The following is a 17,546-nucleotide window of genomic DNA, read 5'->3' on the forward strand; positions in this document are numbered from 1 at the left end:
TTTGTGGCCCGCGACACCGGCCTATTTCGCCTAGCTCTTCTCTGGCGTGTCAGGCTAAGCCCCTAAAAGCATCACAGATTTTTTTCTTCGGTTGGCCAAATTGGCACGAGTTTTGAAGTCGCTTCGTTGCGGGCCGGGAGCCGCCGACCGACTTTCATTTCGTGGATGGCACGAATGGAACGAAGAAAGAAAAGCAAAATGTCAAATCCGCGTCGGATAGCGTCTATGGGCATGGGGTCCTGGGCGAAACCGCCCTTACCCAACAGCTCGCCGCTCTTGTCGACCCTTGCGCAGGAAATCTTGGCTGGCGGCGGCTCAAAGGCCCACCACACCGACCTTATCCTGACCTCGAAGGTGCAGGATAACGTTCTGCATATCGCCGCGCGATGTGCCTAGACAGTTACGCGTTAGCCGTTCTTGATAATCGGTCTGCCTTCGGACGACGTCATCTATATGCCGTCTTAGGTCTTCGATGCCGCAGCGCCCGCCGGTCACCTTCCGCCCTCGCTATAGAGTGAAGTGCCACCATGTCCGAACAACCCTTGGCGACGCTGCCGATGTGGCGCGTCGATCACATTGAGCCATCCCCCGAGATGTTGGCGCTACGCGCCAACGGTCCGATCCACCGCGTGCGCTTCCCGTCCGGGCACGAAGGCTGGTGGGTGACAGGCTATGACGAGGCCAAGGCGGTGTTGACCGACGCGGCGTTCCGGCCCGCGGGAATGCCGCCGGCCGCATTCACCCCGGATTCGGTGATTCTCGGTTCGCCAGGATGGCTGGTCTCGCACGAGGGGGGCGAGCATACGCGGCTACGCACGATCGTGGCGCCGGCCTTCAGCAACGGCAGGGTGAAGCAGCTCGCGCAGCAGGTCGAGGCGATCGCCGCGCAGTTGTTTGAGACGCTGGCGGCCCAGGCCCAGCCCGCCGATCTGCGGCGCCACCTCTCCTTTCCGCTTCCTGCCATGGTCATTGGCGCGCTGATGGGCGTGCTCTACGAGGATCACGCCTTTTTCGCCGGGCTGTCCGACGAGGTGATGACGCACCAGCATGAAAGCGGCCCGCGAAGCGCGTCGCGCTTGGCCTGGGAAGAACTCCGCACCTACATTCGCGGCAAGATGCGGGACAAGCGCCAGGATCCGGGCGACAACGTGCTGACGGATCTGCTCGCGGCGGTGGACCAGGGCAAGGCGACCGAGGAAGAGGCGATCGGCCTGGCGGCGGGCATGCTGGTGGCGGGGCACGAGAGCACCGTGGCACAGATCGAATTCGGCCTGCTGGCCATGTTCCGCCATCCGCAACAGCGCGCACGCCTGGTGGGCGATCCATCCCTGGTGGACAAGGCGGTGGAGGAAATCCTGCGCATGTACCCGCCGGGCGCGGGCTGGGACGGCATCATGCGCTATCCCAGGACCGACGTGACCATCGCGGGCGTGCATGTTTCCGCGGAGAGCAAGGTGCTGGTCGGCTTGCCGGCGACGTCCTTCGATCCGCGCCATTTCGACGACCCGGAAATCTTCGATGTCGGACGTGACGAAAACCCGCACCTGGCGTTCTCCTACGGGCCGCACAGCTGCATCGGCTTGGCGCTGGCCAGGCTGGAACTCAAAGCGGTGTTCGGTTCGATCTTCCAGCGCTTTCCCGCGCTGCGCCTGGCGGTGGCGCCCGAAGAACTGGAGTTGCGCAAGGAGATCATCACTGGCGGGTTCGTGGAGTTCCCGGTGCTCTGGTGATGCGCGGACGCCACGAGGAATCGCGATGTCCTCGAATTGCCCGCGCGACTGCCGCGCGCCGATCAGATCAGCCAACCAACAGGTGACCAAGATGGACGTGCAAGAAACCACGGCAGCATGCCGGGACGCCTTCGCCGAACTGGCGTCGCCAGCGTGCATTCAGGACCCGTACCCATTCATGCGGTGGCTACGCGAGCACGATCCGGTACATCGCGCGGCGTCGGGTCTCTTTCTGTTGAGCCGCCACGCCGACATCTACTGGGCGCTTAAAGCCACTGGCGATGCTTTTCGGGGGCCGGCGCCAGGTGAACTGGCGCGCTATTTCCCGCGTGCGGCGACCAGCCTGTCGCTAAGTCTGCTGGCGACCACTTTGGCGATGAAGGAACCTCCAACGCATACGCGTCTGCGCCGGCTGATCTCGCGCGATTTCACCATCGGCCAGATCGACAAGCTGAGGCCGACCATCGCTCGCATTGTCGCAGCGCGCCTGGATGGCATGGCGCCCGCACTGGAGCGCGGGGAGGCAGTGGACCTGCATCAGGAATTCGCGCTGGCCTTGCCCATGCTGGTTTTCGGCGAACTGTTCGGCATGCCCCCGGACGACATTCTCGCGCTCGTCACCGGCATCAGCGCCATTCTGGAAGGCCTGAGCCCGCTCGCCAGCGATCCGCAGCTCGCCGCGGGGGACGAGGCCAGCGCCAGGGTGCAGGCCTACTTCGGCGACCTCATACAGCGCAAGCGCACCGATTCCCGCCACGACATCGTGTCAATGCTGGTCGGCGCACACGACGACGATGCCGAGACGCTGTCGGATGCGGAATTGATCAGCATGCTCTGGGGCATGCTGCTGGGCGGCTTCGCCACCACTGCTGCGGCCATCGGCCATGCTGTCCTGGCGATGCTGGCGTATCCCGAACAGCGGCACTGGCTGAAAGGTGATGCCATGGGAGTAAAGGCATTCGTCGAAGAAGCCCTGCGCTACGACGCGCCCGCCATGTTCAGCTCCATTCCGCGTATCGCCCAGCGCGACATCGAACTGGGCGGCGTGGTGATCCCGAAGAACGCGGACGTGCGCGTTCTGATCGCGGCCGGCAATCGCGACCCGGACGCCTTCGCCGATCCCGAGAGCTTCGATCCCGTGCGGTTCTGCGGCACCAGTCCTGGCATGTCGATCGACGGGAAGATCATGCTCACCTTCGGCCACGGCATCCACTTCTGCCTTGGTGCGCAACTGGCCCGGGTGCAGTTGGCCGAGAGCCTGCCGCGGATCCAGGCGCGCTTCCCCACGCTGGCATTGGCCGAGCAGCCGACCCGGGAGCCCTCCGCGTTCCTTAGGACGTTCCGCGCGCTGCCGGTGCGGCTGCATCGGCAGGAGGGCTGAGATGCGGGTCGTGGTCGATCAGGATCTGTGCGGAACTACCGGGCAGTGCGTGCTGACGCTGCCGGGCGCCTTTCGCCAGCGCGAACCGGACGGGGTGGCCGAAGTGTGCGTGGCGACGGTCCCGCAGGCGCTGCACGCCGCCGTGCGGCTTGCGGCCAACCAGTGCCCGGTCGCCGCCATTCGGGTCATCGAAAGCGACGCTAGCCATGACGAGCGCGCCAGTGCCGACCCTGCGCCTTCTCCGGCGCAGGCCGAGCGGCATGCTGCGAAAGACCAATGCAATTCAGGAGACACGATGGCAAGGTTTGAAGGCAAGGTGGCCGTGGTGACCGGCGCCGGCGCCGGCATCGGCAAGGCATGCGCTCTCGCCATCGCGCGCGGGGGCGGCAGAGTGGTGGTGGCCGACATTGATGGCTCGGCGGCCATCGCCTGCACCGCGCAGATCGCGGCCGAAGCAGGCCACGCGCTGCCCATAGCCATGGATATCGCCGATGAGCAGGCGGTGGCAGCGCTGTTCGAGACGGCGGAGCGGCACTTCGGGGGGGTCGACCTGCTGGTTAACAATGCGAGCGCCATGCATCTGACCCAGCGCGACTGCGCGATCCTCGACCTGGACCTGGCAGTCTGGGACCAGACCATGGCGACCAATCTGCGCGGAACGCTGCTCTGCTGCCGGCAGGCCATCCCACGGATGATCGCCCGCGGCGGTGGCGCGATCGTCAACATGTCGTCGTGCCAAGGGCTCAGCGGTGACACGGCGCAGACGTCCTACGGCGCGTCGAAGGCGGCGATGAACATGCTCTCGGCTTCGCTCGCCACCCAGTACGGTCATGCGCAGATCCGCTGCAACGCGGTTGCGCCGGGTCTTATCATGACCGAGCGTCTCCTCGCCAAGCTGGACGAGTGCATGCAACGGCATCTGCGCCGGCACCAGCTCCTGCAGCGCGTCGGCCGCCCCGAGGACGTGGCCGCACTCGTGGCGTTCCTGCTCTCCGCCGATGCTGCGTTCATCACCGGCCAGGTCGTGTGCATCGATGGCGGCATGCTGGCGCATGTGCCGACATACGCCGACGGCGGCAACAGCTGCGCCGCGCGCCCTGTCGGCGACACCGAATCGGCGACGGCGGCGCGCTGCTGATGGACATACTGCTCAACCCACTCAACCGTCGGCACCGGCTGCGATCCGACATCCCGGTCATGCCCGGCGCTTTCCCGCTGGTCGGGCATCTTCCCGCCATTGTCTGCGACCTGCCGCGCCTGCTGCAACGCGCAGAACGGACGCTGGGCAGCCACTTCTGGCTGGATTTCGGCCCTGCCGGACATCTGATGACCTGTGTGGATCCGGACGCATTCTCTCTGCTCAAGCACAAGGACGTGTCCTCGGCGCTGATCGAAGAGATCGCGCCCGAATTGCTTGGCGGAACGTTGGTTGCCCTGGACGGCGGCGCGCACCGGCAGGCGCGCGATGCCATCAAGGCAGCGTTCTTGCCCAAGGGGCTGACCCAGGCCGGGATCGGCGACCTGTTCGCGCCGGTCATCCAGGCGCGGGTGCAGGCGTGGCGCGCCCGCGGCGAGGTAACTATCCTGCGCGAGACCGGCGACCTGATGCTGAAGCTCATCTTCAGCCTCATGGGAATCCCCGCGCAGGATCTGCCGGGATGGCATCGCAAGTACCGGCAATTGCTGCAGTTGATCGTCGCGCCACCAGTCGACCTGCCCGGACTGCCCTTGCGGCGCGGCCGTGCCGCTCGCGACTGGATCGACGCGCAGTTGCGCCAGTTCGTCCGCGATGCGCGCGCGCATGCCGCGCGCACCGGGCTGATCAACGACATGGTGAGCGCCTTCGACCGCAGCGACGGTCCGCTCTCCGATGACGTCCTGATCGCCAATATTCGCTTGCTGCTGCTTGCCGGTCACGACACCACTGCCTCGACGATGGCCTGGATCGTGATCGAGCTGGCGCGGCAGCCTGTGCTGTGGGACGCCCTGGTAGAGGAGGCGCAACGCGTGGGCGCGGTGCCGACCCGGCACGCGGACCTGGCGCAGTGTCCGGTCGCCGAGGCGCTGTTCCGCGAGACACTGCGCCTGCATCCGGCGACCACGCTCCTGCCGCGTCGCGCGCTGCAGGAATTGCAACTCGGCCAACGGCGCATTCCCGCGGGCACCCACCTATGCATCCCGCTGCTGCATTTCTCGACCTCGGCGCTGCTGCACGAGGCGCCTGATCAGTTCCGCCTGGCGCGGTGGCTGCTACGCACAGAACCGATCCGGCCCGTGGACATGCTGCAGTTCGGTACCGGCCCACACGTCTGCATCGGCTACCATCTGGTATGGCTGGAAATGGTGCAGTTCTGCATCGCCTTGGCGCTGACCATGCACAAGGCCGGGGTGCGGCCGCAATTGCTGAGCGACGTCGAAAAAGGCCGGCGCTATTACCCGACCGCACATCCGTCCATGGCAATCCGCATAGGCTTCTCATGAGCTGGCATCGCATGCCCCGTGTGGAAGGCAGCGGCGCCGGCGAGGCGCGGCATTGCTGCACTCAGCGCTCGCACTCGTGTGACGCCGGCAACACCGTGACGGCTCGCGCTCGCCGTGGCCGTCTCAGCTACAAGGACATCAACAACATGCAGACCGGTTCCACTCCACCCGACCGAATCGGCGTTTCCGCATTCGGCGGATTGGGCGCGCAGGCGCGCGGCGCCTCTGGCGGGCTGCTCCCGGAGATCTGGATGCAGGACGGCGCAAAGCGGGTCGAACAGGCTCTGGGGCGTCTGCTCTGCGCCGAAGACGACGGTAAGACGGAGCTGATGGCGGCCATGCGCTACGCCACCTTGCATGGCGGGAAGCGCACCCGCGCCTTGCTCTGTCTGGCTGCCGGCGCACTGGCGGGCACGCCGGCGCACATGCTCGACGACGTCGGTGCCGCCGTCGAGATGATGCACGCCTGTACCCTGGTCCACGACGATCTGCCCGCGATGGACGACGACGTGCTTCGCCGCGGCCTTCCGACCGTGCACGTAAAGTTCGGCGAAGCCACTGCGATCCTGGTCGGCGATGCGCTGCAGGCCCACGCCTTCCTGACGCTGGCGAGCCTGGATGCGCCGGGCGACAATCGTATCGCGCTCGTGCGCGAACTGGCGCAGGCGGTGTCCGCCGAGGGTGCCGCAGGCGGGCAGGCCATGGATCTGTCGCTGGTCGGAAAGCACGCCGGGCTGGACAGGATCCTGGCGATGCACCGGATGAAAACCGGAGCGCTAGTGCGCGCGTCGGTTCGCATGGGCGCGCTATACTCCATCGCGGAGGATGCCGCGCACGCTGCACTGTACTGTGCGCTCGATCGCTACACCGCCTGTTATGGCCTGGCGTTGCAGGTGGCCGACGACATTCTCGACGCGACGGCGGATACCGCGACTCTTGGCAAGACCCCCGGCAAGGACGCGGCCGCGCAGAAGCCGACCTGCGCGTCGATCATGGGGCTGCAGGCAGCGCGCCAGTTCGCGCTGTACTTGTTGCACGAGGCCGGGGAGGCCATCGCCCCTCTGGGGCCGCGTGCGGAAGGGTTGGCGCAGATGCTGCAGCGGGCCAACGTCTATCTGTCCGCGCCATACGCATGAGCGGGCCCATCCGTAAGGACTCGCCCCTGTGCTGGTGCGATCGGCCGGCGGGCGCTGCATGCTGCACTGTGTCCGTGTCGGCGGTGACGTGCGCGGCGTCTGCCCGTTTCTGTTCTCGTTAGCCCTCTGCAGAAGGAACATCCCGCGTGAACGCGCTGTCCGAACAGATCCTTTCCGAATTGGGCCACCTGCTGAGCGAGATGAGCGATGGCGGCAGCGTGGGTCCGTCCGTATACGACACGGCGCGAGCTCTGCAGTTCGACGGCAAAGTCACCGGTCGGCACGACGCATACACGTGGCTCATTGCGCAGCAACAGGCCGATGGCGGATGGGGAAGTGCGGACTTCCCGCTGTTTCGCCATGCGCCTACCTGGGCGGCGCTGCTGGCGTTGCAGCGTGCCGATCCTCTTCCCGGGGCTGCCGACGCAGTCCAGGCTGCAACCCGGTTCATCGAGCGCCAGCCCGATCCCTATGCGCATGCGGTGCCGGAAGACGCGCCCATCGGCGCGGAGCTGATCCTGCCGCAGTTGTGCGACGAGGCCGCATCCTTGCTGGGCGGCTTGTCGTTTCCGCGCCACCCGGCGCTGTTGCCGTTGCGGCAAGCACGCCTGGTCAAGCTGGGGGCTGTGGCGACGTTGCCGAGCGGCCATCCGTTGCTGCACTCCTGGGAAGCCTGGGGGACGTCGCCGGCCACCGCATGCCCGGACGACGACGGCAGCATCGGCATCAGTCCGGCGGCCACCGCCGCGTGGCGTGCGCACGCCGTGACACAGAGAAGAACGCCGCACGTCGGGCGCACGGGCGGGTATCTGCAGGCGGCATCGTGGGCGACGCGCACCGGCATCGAAGGTGTCCTTCCCAACGTCTGGCCAATCAATGTGTTCGAGCCATGCTGGTCGCTGTACAGCCTGCATCTGGCCGGTCTGTTCGCGCATCCCGCGCTCGCCGAGGCGGTGCAAGTGATCATCGCGCAGCTCGACGCCCGCCTCGGGGTGCGCGGTCTGGGCCCTACCTTGCACTTCGCGGCCGATGCGGACGACACCGCCGTTGCGTTGTGCGTCCTTCGCGTTGCAGGCCGCGACCCGGCGGCTGACGCGTTGCGCCAGTTCGAAACCGGCGAGCTCTTCGTCACCTTTCCCGGTGAGCGCAATGCCTCGGTGTCGACCAACATCCATGCCCTGCATGCGTTGCGAATGCTGGGAAAACCCGCCGCCGGCACCAGCGCCTACGTCGAGGCCAATCGCAACCCGCACGGTCTATGGGACAACGAAAAATGGCACGTTTCGTGGCTCTATCCCACCGCGCATGCGGTCGCTGCGCTCGCGCAAGGCAACCCCCATTGGCGCGACGAGCGCGCGCTGGCGGGGCTGCTGCGGGCGCAGCGCGACGACGGCGGCTGGGGCGCCGGTCGCGCGTCTACATTCGAGGAAACCGCCTATGCGCTGTTCGCGTTGCACGTGATGGACGGGACCGAAGAGCCGGCAGGGCGCCGGCGCATCGCGCAGGCGGTGGGGCGTGCGCTGAAGTGGATGCTCGCCCGCCACGCAGCCCACGCACTGCCCCAGACACCGCTGTGGATCGGCAAGGAACTGTATTGCCCCACCCGGGTGGTGCGCGTGGCCGAACTCGCCGGGTTGTGGCTGGCGCTTCGTTGGGGGCGGCGCGTCTCGGCCGAGCGAGCAGGAGGGGGGCCATGATCCCGACCGGTCGCGCGCTGCAGCAGGTGCTGGAGTGGGGGCGTTCCCTGACCGGGTTCGCCGACGAGCATGCTATAGAAGCGGTCAGGGGCGGCCAGTACATCCTGCAGCGCATCCAGCCGAGCCTGCGCGACACCAGCGCCCGCACAGGCCGCGATCCGCTCGACGAAACGCTGATCGTGGCGTTCTATCGCGAACTGGCGCTGCTGTTCTGGCTCGACGATTGCAACGACCTTGACCTGATCGCGCCGGAGCAGATCGCCGCGGTTGAGCAGGCGCTGGGGCAAGGCGTGCCGTGCGTGCTCCCCGGATTCGAGGGCTGTGCTGTGCTGCGCGCCTCGCTCGCCGCGCTCGCCTACGATCGTCGCGACTATGCCCAGCTTCTCGAGGATACCCGGTGCTACTGCGCGGCGCTGCGCACCGGACACGCGCAGGCGGCAGGGGAGGAGCGCTGGTCCTACGCCGAGTACTTGCAGAACGGCGTGGATTCGATCGCCTACACGAACGTGTTCTGTTGCCTGTCGTTGCTGTGGGGGCTGGACATGGCGAGCTTGCGCGCGCGTCCGGCGTTTCGCCAGGCCCTGCGGCTCATCTCCGCGATAGGGCGCTTGCAGAACGATCTGCATGGACGCGAAAAGGATAGATCGGCCGGCGAGGCCGACAACGCGGCGATCCTGCTGCTGCAGCGCTATCCGGCCATGCCTGTGGTGGAGTTCCTCACCGACGAGTTGGCCGGCCACACACGCATGCTGCACCGGGTGATGGCGGAAGAACGTTTTCCCGCGCCGTGGGGACCGTTGATCGAGGCCATGGCGGCAGTCCGCGCGCAGTACTACGAGACCTCAACCAGCCGCTACCGCAGCGACGCTGCGGAGGGAGGCCAGCGTGCGCCGGCCTGAACGCGGGGGAAACGATGGCGTGCGCGCGCTGCCGTCGGTCCGACCCGACGCAACGCCGTCGCCCGATGACGCGGATGGAGCGAGCATCAGCGACACCAAGTTGAGCCGGCGCAAGGACGACCACCTGGACATCGTGCTGAATCGGCGAACGGCACGGGCCAAGGCCGCCGGCTGGGAGTACATCCGTTTCGAACACTGCGCATTGCCCGAGTTGGATCTGACGCAGATCGACCTCAGCGCCTCGCTGCTGGGCAAGACCATGCGCGCGCCTCTGCTGATCAGCTCCATGACCGGCGGCATGCCACGCGCCGAGGCCATCAACCGGCATCTAGCCGAGGCAGCGCAAGCCTTGGGAATCGCCATGTGCGTCGGTTCGCAGCGCGTGAGCCTGCAATCCCGCAACTCCCAGGGGCTGACGCGCGCGCTGCGCCGCCTGGCCCCAGACATTCCCTTGCTGGCCAATATCGGCGCCGCGCAACTGCGTGAGGCCGACGGCCTGGACCTGGCGCGCCGGGCGGTGGATGCACTGGAGGCCGATGGACTCATCGTCCATCTCAATCCGCTGCAGGAAGCGGTACAGCCGGAGGGCGACCGCGACTGGCGCGGCGTCCTGGCGCAGATCGCTCGCGCCGCGCGCAGCATGGGGGTGCCGATCGTGGCCAAGGAAGTGGGGTCGGGCCTCTCTGCTTCGGTGGCTTGTGCGCTCGTTCAGGCGGGCGTGGCGGTGATCGATGTCGCCGGCGCCGGCGGCACCAGTTGGGCCGCGGTGGAGGGCGAGCGGGCCCCCGATGCCGCCGACCGTACAGTTGCGATGGCGTTCGCCGATTGGGGGATCCCGACCCCGGCCAGCGTGCAGGCGGTACGTCGGGCGCTGCCAGCGGTGAAGCTGATCGCGTCGGGCGGGGTCAGCGACGGCGTCGACGTGGCCAAGGCTATCCGCCTGGGCGCGGACATCGCGGGGCAGGCAGCCGGCGTGCTGCGCGCGGCCACCGTATCCACCGAGGCGGTTGTCGCGCATTTCGAGATCGTCATCCGCCAGTTGGCCGTCGCCTGCTTCTGCACCGGCTCGGCTGATCTGGCGGCATTGCGTCAGGCGCGCTTGTTGCCCTCGGCGCATCTGCCCGCCGGTTGATCCCGGCGTCGCGCGCCCGTGGCGGCGGGCGCCTAGTCTTATGAGTCAGAAAGTCTCGGATGCGGGGGGAATCGCGCTGGTCGCGGGCTTGTCCGGGTGCTGCTTCGTGATCAGGGAGGCACCCCGCCATGCCCGAACGGACAGCCGAGAGTAAAGCGGTATCCGACGGATTTACTTGATCAGGGTGATCGGTAACGCCGACCGAGCTGAGCCCTTGAAAGGGTCGGAACAAGGTGCGCCGGGAGACCGGCAGGAGCAGATGGTGCAAATCCATTGCAATGAACGAGTAGCGGTCCACATTGACCCCTGGGTCAAGCGCGGTCGGCCGTGAGGAGACCCGTAACTTCTCTGGGGTCAAACACGGGTTGTTAGGCTCAAGCAGTTCATCAGCATGCTTTGAGACAAAGCGATGGCGGTGGAATGGTCGGTTATGATCGAGGGCTGGAACGAATTGGGAGACATGCCGGTAAGGTCCGGATAGACAAGAGCTGGGAGAGCCTGTTCTACGGCGACATCAGTTGTCGATCTGCGATAGTAGAAGATCATGGCAGCGCTGCAAAGGAACGCGGTCGTGAATCATCAGGCGGTGACGTATGCCTTCTTCGCCGGATTTGCCCGGATTGCCATACTTTCCGGCAGGTCAAGGAGTTTGCGATACGCCGGAGCCGAACGTCTTCGGCGCCGTTGAGCTTAATCCCCGATGGATGCTGTGACAGGAATGCCATCAAGGGATGGTCGGTGCCTTCGCTCTGAAGGAAATTTGTCCCGACATGGGAGTTGATGGAACCGACGGCGCGGCTAGGAAGCATGCGCCCTACCGGGAGGCGGCGAAGTGTGGCGATTTCTGCCCACTGGCGTTGACGGACAAAGTATCATCATGATATCTACGCCCATGTGATTCACCCCGTCTCCCTAGGAGCGCCGTGCTCCGGAAAGGAGGTGATGAGCATGAGCAGGAAGACGATTACGGTTGGCCGCAGTGCGGTCTCGGGTCGGTTCACGACTGTTACGACTGCGGTTCGCAAGCCGAACACGCATATCGTGACGCACATCAAAAAGTGATAAATAGGGCGCCCTTACCTCCCAGGGCGCCCTTTTTATCGTGGAGAGATTTTTTACCAATCACAAATTTTAGCGAAAGGGACTCTTTTAAAATGTATCATAGTGATATACCTAAGGTGAAACCAAGCGGGCATGGGGGCGTTGTAGTCCGTGGTTGTGATTGGCCGAAGGGGCAAGCAACGGACGAAATACGCGCGATTGCGCGTTCGAAAGCGCTTACGATTTCCTATAAGCGCCACGCGATCGAACGTATGGCCGAACGAAACATTATCATGGGTGACGTTTTGTACGTCCTCAAAAATGGCTTTGTGCACATGGAGCCGATGGAGAGTACGCGACCCGCGTACAAAAAATATGCGATGGAAGGTCTCTGTCCCAACGGCAATAGCCGCACTCTGAGAGTGATAGTCATTCCTGAGAAGACCGGCACCTTCCTAAAAATTGTCAGTGTTATGTGGGTTGACGAGCCGTCTACCCGCGCAGGTACGTTGAATGGAGAATGCGATGAATAGCCACCACTACACCGAATGCGGACTGAAGAACGTTTTCATTAGCGGTCTTGATTTCGTGAACGACGATGAAGGTGACGAAATCATCACCATCCCGGCTGTCAACGAACTTCATCGTGTAATCGCTCTTGGCATAGTCTCACACGAGCATGGGATTAGCCCTGACGAGCTCCGTTTTCTGAGAACAGAAATGGGGTATACTCAAGCTGAGCTTGCTGTGCTTGTTCACCACGACAAGCAGTCAGTGGGACGATGGGAGCGGGGCGAGTTTGTGATCGATGGGTCGGCGGAGACAATCATCCGGCGTTTGGCGATTGAAAAACTCGATCTAGCTTCCGGAGCTGGGATGGATGAGCTGTCGCGTCGGAGTGTGCACACACTGAAGCCGCAACCGATCCAAATTCAGCACAGCAATGACGACGGATACCAGCTTCTAGCAGCCGCTTAGACCAAGCCATGGGTGGTCGTCCCTCCCGCACGAGGGGGAGGGACGACCACCTGGCCTTTGCCAGCCTTGATCAGCGGCCATGCGCTTTCGTGCTTCTAGTTCCAATCGCGTCGATGTCGTCCCATCCAGCTTTTAGGCCTGTCCGGACGTCACCACTTTAACGCGATAAGGCATCCGGCAGCTGAAATCGCTCATCTCTTTCGTGTTCATAGGGACACCGTCGGGCGCATTGCGCCGAGGTCAAAATAGCCATTTCGCTGAATGTTCGCAGTTGGCCGTTTTCGGGCGACGTACGCACCTGGCCGGCCCAGTCGGTAGAAACGCCGGGTGCACGGTGGCAGTAGCAGCTGCTCTTCGAGGAACGCCGTTCGCTCTGAGGCGCTAAAGATATCTTTGCATATCATGATTTCCATATTTGATACGTGAACAGATCATAAAGCTTTGACTTGCTCCGCTGGACAAGATACCCCTGCGTATCATTTGGCATTGGAATGAATCATCTGCGTATCGTTATGGACTCTGAATCGGAAATTCTGCGCGAAATCGGTGGGCTTTTCAGGAAGGCGAGGCTGGCCGCCGCCATGACGCAGGAGCAGGTTGCTGACTTGGCGGGTATATCCCGTCCCCGCTATCGCGACATCGAAAAGGGAGCCGCAGCGGCGCGTGCGACGACCCTCATGAATATCGCTCGCGCGCTCGGTCTGGAAATGATGCTGGTTCCGCAAGTCATGGTGCCGGCTGTCCAGGCTCTATTGCGTCCACATGATGATGACGATCGACCCGCCTTTGTTTCTCAACCTGACGATGACGATCATGGCTCCAGTCTTTCGCGCACCTAAGACGATCCCGTCGCTGGACGTGCTCTTGAACGCAGCGAAAATCGGCACAATCGTCAGGACGCCGGGCGATTTCAATGCATTCAACTTCGATGAGGCCTACCGCGCGACGGGCGGCTTTCCGGTTCTCAGCCTGTCGTTCCGGGCAGCGACGGGAGGATTGCGGAAAGATCCGAAGCCTCTGGCAAGCGCCTTGCCCGCATTCTTCGCGAACCTCCTGCCGGAGGAGAAATTGCGCGAGGCGATGGAAAGGCACCACGAAGGCAATGTGCGGCCAGGCAATGATTTCGACCTTTTAGCGGCGCTGGGCGCCGATCTGCCGGGAGCCGTACGGGCGTTGCCCAGTGACGGCGCGATAGCGGTTTCACAGGACGCTTCAAAGGATCAGCCCAAGGCACGGTTCTCGCTTGCCGGCGTGCAGATGAAGCTGTCGGTCATGAAGAACATTGGAAAAGGCAGCGGCCTTACCTTGCCGATGGACGACGAGCAGGGCCGGTACATCGCCAAGTTCCCTTCGACGGCGTTTCCGGGCGTTTCCGAGAACGAATTCGCCAACCTGGCGCTGGCAGCAGCAATCGGCATGGAGGTTCCTGAACGCGAACTTGTCGAGAAGTCCGATTTTGAGGATATTCCCGAAGAATTCAACACGCTGTCAGAGGGCAAGGTCCTTCTCGTCAAACGCTTCGATCGCGGCGCTGAGGGCGAGAGGATACACATCGAGGATTTCGCTCAGGTCTTCGGTGTCTACCCCTCGCGCAAATATGAGGGGGCTGCTTATCACGACATAGCCTTGGCTCTTGGCGTAGCCGTCTCGCCTACGGCGGCTCTCGAATTCGTCCGCCGCCTGGCACTGACCGTCATCACCGGCAATGGCGACATGCACCTGAAGAACTGGTCTTTGATCTATCCCGATAACGGCGACAAGCCGGCGCTTGCACCAATCTACGACCTCCTGTCCACCGTGCCATATATTCCCGCCGACGCCATGGCGCTGTCGCTTGGAGGAGAGCGCTCGTTTAAGGCGCTAGCAGCACCGCGATGGAAAGCATTTGCGAACCGTGCACGGCTTCCGGAGCCAGCAGTCCTGAAGGCAGTGGTCGAGACGGTCAAACTCGTCAACGAGTACTGGTGGCATCTGCCTGAGCGCGACGTTGTCGCAGCGAAAGTGCTCGAGCGGATCGACGAACATGTGAAGGCGATGACGACGGTACTGAACTCCTGCGCCGAGAAGTAAAACGAGTCCCTCGGGTTGATATAGCGGAACTATTCGCCCGTGCCCCGGATGAGTGGCCGTGGATCGGTGGCATGCTAGGATCGCGCGCAAAGTCGGCGGAGTGTCCACTTGGACACGCGTTGAGCAAGCACGTCAGCTCGCGGGCACAGAAGAGTTCGCAGCATCCCGCAGAGGGTCGAGATGCTGTTCGTCCACCTCAATACAACGATGCGGTTCAACCGAATGCGGTGACTGAGGATCGCGATCCGACGCTTTGTGTCGCCAATGTCGCGTCCGCTACACGGGCCGTTCCGACGATCCTTTCTTGGAACTCAAGCTAAACCCCTGAAAAGCAACCATGAAATTATTCTTCGGTTGGATCAGGCAAATTGGCATGAGTCTTGAGATCCTTAGGTGCGAGGCGGCTAGAGCTGCCCGACCGGCATTCATGTCGCGGCAGCCGCGATGAATGGAACGAAGGAAGGAAAGCTACATGTCAGGTTTGCGTCAGATCGCCTTTTACGGCAAGGGCGGCATCGGCAAGTCCACCACCTCCCAGAATACGCTCGCCGCCCTTGTCGATCTCGGGCAGAGAATCCTCATCGTCGGCTGCGATCCCAAAGCCGACTCCACCCGCCTGATCCTGAACGCGAAGGCGCAGGATACGGTCCTGCACCTCGCGGCAGAGGAAGGTTCGGTGGAAGACCTGGAACTCGCGGACGTGCTCAAGGTCGGCTACAAAGGAATCAAATGCGTGGAGTCGGGCGGCCCTGAGCCGGGTGTCGGCTGCGCCGGCCGCGGCGTGATCACCTCGATCAACTTCCTCGAGGAGAACGGCGCCTACGACGACGTCGACTATGTCTCCTACGACGTGCTCGGGGATGTGGTGTGTGGCGGTTTCGCGATGCCGATCCGAGAGAACAAGGCCCAGGAAATCTATATCGTCATGTCCGGCGAGATGATGGCGCTCTATGCCGCCAACAACATCGCCAAGGGTATCCTGAAATACGCCCATTCGGGCGGCGTGCGGCTCGGTGGCCTGATCTGCAACGAGCGCCAAACCGACCGCGAGCTCGACCTCGCCGAAGCGCTGGCTTCCAGGCTCAATTCCAAACTTATCCACTTCGTGCCGCGCGACAACATCGTCCAGCACGCCGAGCTCAGGAAGATGTCTGTGATCCAGTATGCGCCGGACTCCAAGCAGGCCGGGGAATACAGGGCGCTGGCCGAGAAGATTCACGGGAATTCCGGCCAGGGCACCATCCCGACCCCGATCACCATGGAGGAGCTCGAGGACATGCTGCTCGACTTCGGCATCATGAAGACCGACGAGCAGATGCTTGCCGAGCTTCAGGTCAAGGAAGCGGCCAAGGCGGCCGCACAGTAGCGACCGCTGCCGACATGAGGCGCCGCCCTGACCTGGTGCGCCTTTCAAAGAACGGCGCCTCGTCGGTGAGGCGTCACCCTGAACCTTGAAAGGGGTCCCATGAGCCTGGAATACGAGAATGACGGTGCCCTCCATGCGAAGCTTATCGAGGAGGTGCTGTCGCAATATCCTGACAAGTCGGCGAAGCGCCGCAAAAAGCACCTCAGCGTTGCAAAGAGCGGCGACGAGGCTGGCGAGGAAAGCGAGGTCCTTTCCGAATGCGATGTCAAATCGAACATCAAGTCCATCCCCGGCGTGATGACGATTCGCGGCTGCGCCTATGCCGGCTCGAAAGGCGTGGTGTGGGGTCCAGTCAAGGATATGGTCCATATCTCGCACGGGCCGGTCGGCTGCGGGCAATATTCCTGGTCTCAACGCCGCAACTACTACGTCGGCACGACCGGCATCGACACGTTCGTCACGATGCAGTTCACCTCCGATTTCCAGGAGAAGGACATTGTTTTCGGCGGCGACAAGAAGCTGGAACGGATCATCGACGAGATCGAGGAACTGTTTCCGCTGAACAAGGGCATGACTGTGCAATCCGAATGCCCGATCGGCCTGATTGGCGACGACACCGAAGCTGTGTCCCGCAACAAGGCCAAGGAGCACGAAAAGACAATCGTGCCGGTGCGCTGCGAGGGCTTCCGCGGCGTCTCGCAATCCCTCGGCCACCACATCGCCAACGACGCGATCCGAGACTGGGTGTTCGAGAAGAAGGAAGTGGAGTTCGAGGCCGGCCCATACGATGTCAATGTGGTCGGCGACTACAATATCGGCGGCGACGCTTGGGCTTCGCGCATCCTGCTCGAGGAGATGGGTCTGCGCGTGGTCGGCAACTGGTCGGGCGACGCTACGCTGGCCGAAATAGAGCGAGCGCCAAAGGCGAAACTCAATCTCATCCATTGCTACAGGTCGATGAACTACATCTGCCGGCACATGGAGGAAAAGTATGGCATCGCCTGGATGGAGTACAATTTCTTCGGCCCCTCCCAGACCGAAGCCTCTCTGCGCAAGATAGCCAAGCACTTCGGGCCGGAAATCGAGGCCAAGGCCGAGGTGGTCATCGCCAAATACCGGCCGTTGGTCGATGCCGTAATCGCCAAGTACCGGCCGCGCCTCGAAGGCAGGACGGTGATGCTCTATGTCGGCGGGCTGCGCCCCCGCCACGTCGTCACGGCATATGAGGACCTGGGCATGGTGATCGTCGGCACTGGCTACGAATTTGGCCATAACGACGACTATCAGCGTACCGGCCATTACGTGAAGAAGGGCACTCTGATCTATGACGACGTGACTGGTTACGAGCTGGAGAAGTTCATCGAGGGGATCCGTCCTGATCTCGTGGGCTCCGGCATCAAAGAGAAATACCCGGTCCAGAAGATGGGCATACCATTCCGTCAAATGCATTCCTGGGATTATTCGGGCCCGTATCACGGCTACGACGGCTTCGCCATCTTCGCGCGCGACATGGATCTGGCCATCAACAACCCGGTCTGGGGCCTCTATGACGCACCCTGGAAGAAAAAAGCCGAGCCGTCGGCGGCGATCGCTGCGGAATGAAAACTGGCCTCCCGGAAGCCGGGAGGCCGTTTA

At 63.4% G+C, this 17,546-nt stretch carries 15 protein-coding genes and 1 pseudogene; 15 read left to right on the forward strand and 1 reads right to left on the reverse strand.

The features are described from left to right. Window positions 1–71 precede the first annotated feature (71 nt). Entirely contained in the window at window positions 72–332 is a 261-nt protein-coding gene (locus NKJ76_RS27920; protein ID WP_156936468.1) for a hypothetical protein, read from the reverse strand. Window positions 333–527: 195 nt separating this feature from the next. On the opposite strand from NKJ76_RS27920, the gene NKJ76_RS27925 reads away from it, so the two are divergent. The 15 genes and pseudogenes from NKJ76_RS27925 to nifD all read left to right on the forward strand — a co-directional run bounded on the left by NKJ76_RS27925 (window position 528) and on the right by nifD (window position 17,513). After that, window positions 528–1,730: a cytochrome P450 gene (locus NKJ76_RS27925; RefSeq protein WP_023750052.1), complete on the forward strand. Its 1,203-nt coding sequence runs from the start codon at window positions 528–530 to the stop codon at window positions 1,728–1,730. A gap of 91 nt (window positions 1,731–1,821) precedes the next feature. Then, entirely contained in the window at window positions 1,822–3,111 is a 1,290-nt protein-coding gene (locus tag NKJ76_RS27930) for a cytochrome P450 (protein ID WP_023750053.1), read from the forward strand. 1 nt (window position 3,112) lies between these two features. Then, window positions 3,113–3,238 (forward strand): annotated as a pseudogene (locus NKJ76_RS27935) (ferredoxin); the annotation flags it as partial. A gap of 168 nt (window positions 3,239–3,406) precedes the next feature. Continuing rightward, a complete protein-coding gene (locus NKJ76_RS27940) occupies window positions 3,407–4,249 on the forward strand; it encodes an SDR family oxidoreductase (RefSeq protein ID WP_023750054.1) in 843 nt (280 codons plus the stop codon). Beyond that, a complete protein-coding gene (locus NKJ76_RS27945; RefSeq protein WP_023750055.1) occupies window positions 4,249–5,592 on the forward strand; it encodes a cytochrome P450 in 1,344 nt (447 codons plus the stop codon). The genes NKJ76_RS27940 and NKJ76_RS27945 overlap by 1 nt, the downstream gene beginning before the upstream one ends. A gap of 146 nt (window positions 5,593–5,738) precedes the next feature. Then, the gene (locus NKJ76_RS27950) at window positions 5,739–6,728 is read left to right on the forward strand and encodes a polyprenyl synthetase family protein (protein ID WP_023750056.1); all 990 of its coding nucleotides are present in this window, start codon (window positions 5,739–5,741) and stop codon (window positions 6,726–6,728) included. Window positions 6,729–6,874: 146 nt separating this feature from the next. Further along, window positions 6,875–8,425 carry a hypothetical protein gene (locus NKJ76_RS27955; RefSeq protein WP_023750057.1) on the forward strand — a complete coding sequence of 517 codons (1,551 nt, stop codon included), beginning with the start codon at window positions 6,875–6,877 and terminating at the stop codon, window positions 8,423–8,425. Continuing rightward, the gene (locus NKJ76_RS27960) at window positions 8,422–9,324 is read left to right on the forward strand and encodes a terpene synthase family protein (RefSeq protein WP_023750058.1); all 903 of its coding nucleotides are present in this window, start codon (window positions 8,422–8,424) and stop codon (window positions 9,322–9,324) included. Before NKJ76_RS27955 ends, NKJ76_RS27960 begins: the two co-directional genes overlap by 4 nt. A 28-nt stretch (window positions 9,325–9,352) precedes the next feature. Beyond that, entirely contained in the window at window positions 9,353–10,456 is a 1,104-nt protein-coding gene (fni, locus tag NKJ76_RS27965; protein WP_502902358.1) for a type 2 isopentenyl-diphosphate Delta-isomerase, read from the forward strand. A 1,154-nt stretch (window positions 10,457–11,610) separates the two neighbouring features. Continuing rightward, the gene (locus tag NKJ76_RS27970) at window positions 11,611–12,030 is read left to right on the forward strand and encodes a DUF4258 domain-containing protein (RefSeq protein WP_084013556.1); all 420 of its coding nucleotides are present in this window, start codon (window positions 11,611–11,613) and stop codon (window positions 12,028–12,030) included. Continuing rightward, the gene (locus NKJ76_RS27975; protein WP_023706400.1) at window positions 12,023–12,475 is read left to right on the forward strand and encodes a helix-turn-helix domain-containing protein; all 453 of its coding nucleotides are present in this window, start codon (window positions 12,023–12,025) and stop codon (window positions 12,473–12,475) included. Before NKJ76_RS27970 ends, NKJ76_RS27975 begins: the two co-directional genes overlap by 8 nt. A gap of 491 nt (window positions 12,476–12,966) precedes the next feature. Beyond that, on the forward strand, window positions 12,967–13,314 hold the full coding sequence (locus NKJ76_RS27980) for a helix-turn-helix domain-containing protein (RefSeq protein WP_156936469.1): 348 nt from the start codon (window positions 12,967–12,969) through the stop codon (window positions 13,312–13,314). Next, window positions 13,289–14,545, forward strand: coding sequence for a type II toxin-antitoxin system HipA family toxin (locus NKJ76_RS27985; protein ID WP_023750061.1), 1,257 nt, complete (start codon window positions 13,289–13,291; stop codon window positions 14,543–14,545). The genes NKJ76_RS27980 and NKJ76_RS27985 overlap by 26 nt, the downstream gene beginning before the upstream one ends. A gap of 472 nt (window positions 14,546–15,017) precedes the next feature. Beyond that, window positions 15,018–15,911: a nitrogenase iron protein gene (gene nifH, locus NKJ76_RS27990; protein WP_023706403.1), complete on the forward strand. Its 894-nt coding sequence runs from the start codon at window positions 15,018–15,020 to the stop codon at window positions 15,909–15,911. A 99-nt stretch (window positions 15,912–16,010) separates the two neighbouring features. After that, a complete protein-coding gene (gene nifD, locus NKJ76_RS27995; RefSeq protein ID WP_352538857.1) occupies window positions 16,011–17,513 on the forward strand; it encodes a nitrogenase molybdenum-iron protein alpha chain in 1,503 nt (500 codons plus the stop codon). Window positions 17,514–17,546: the final 33 nt, after the last annotated feature.

Origin of the sequence: Mesorhizobium sp. M0029, from assembly GCF_040323735.1 — a bacterium.
Taxonomy (GTDB): domain Bacteria; phylum Pseudomonadota; class Alphaproteobacteria; order Rhizobiales; family Rhizobiaceae; genus Mesorhizobium.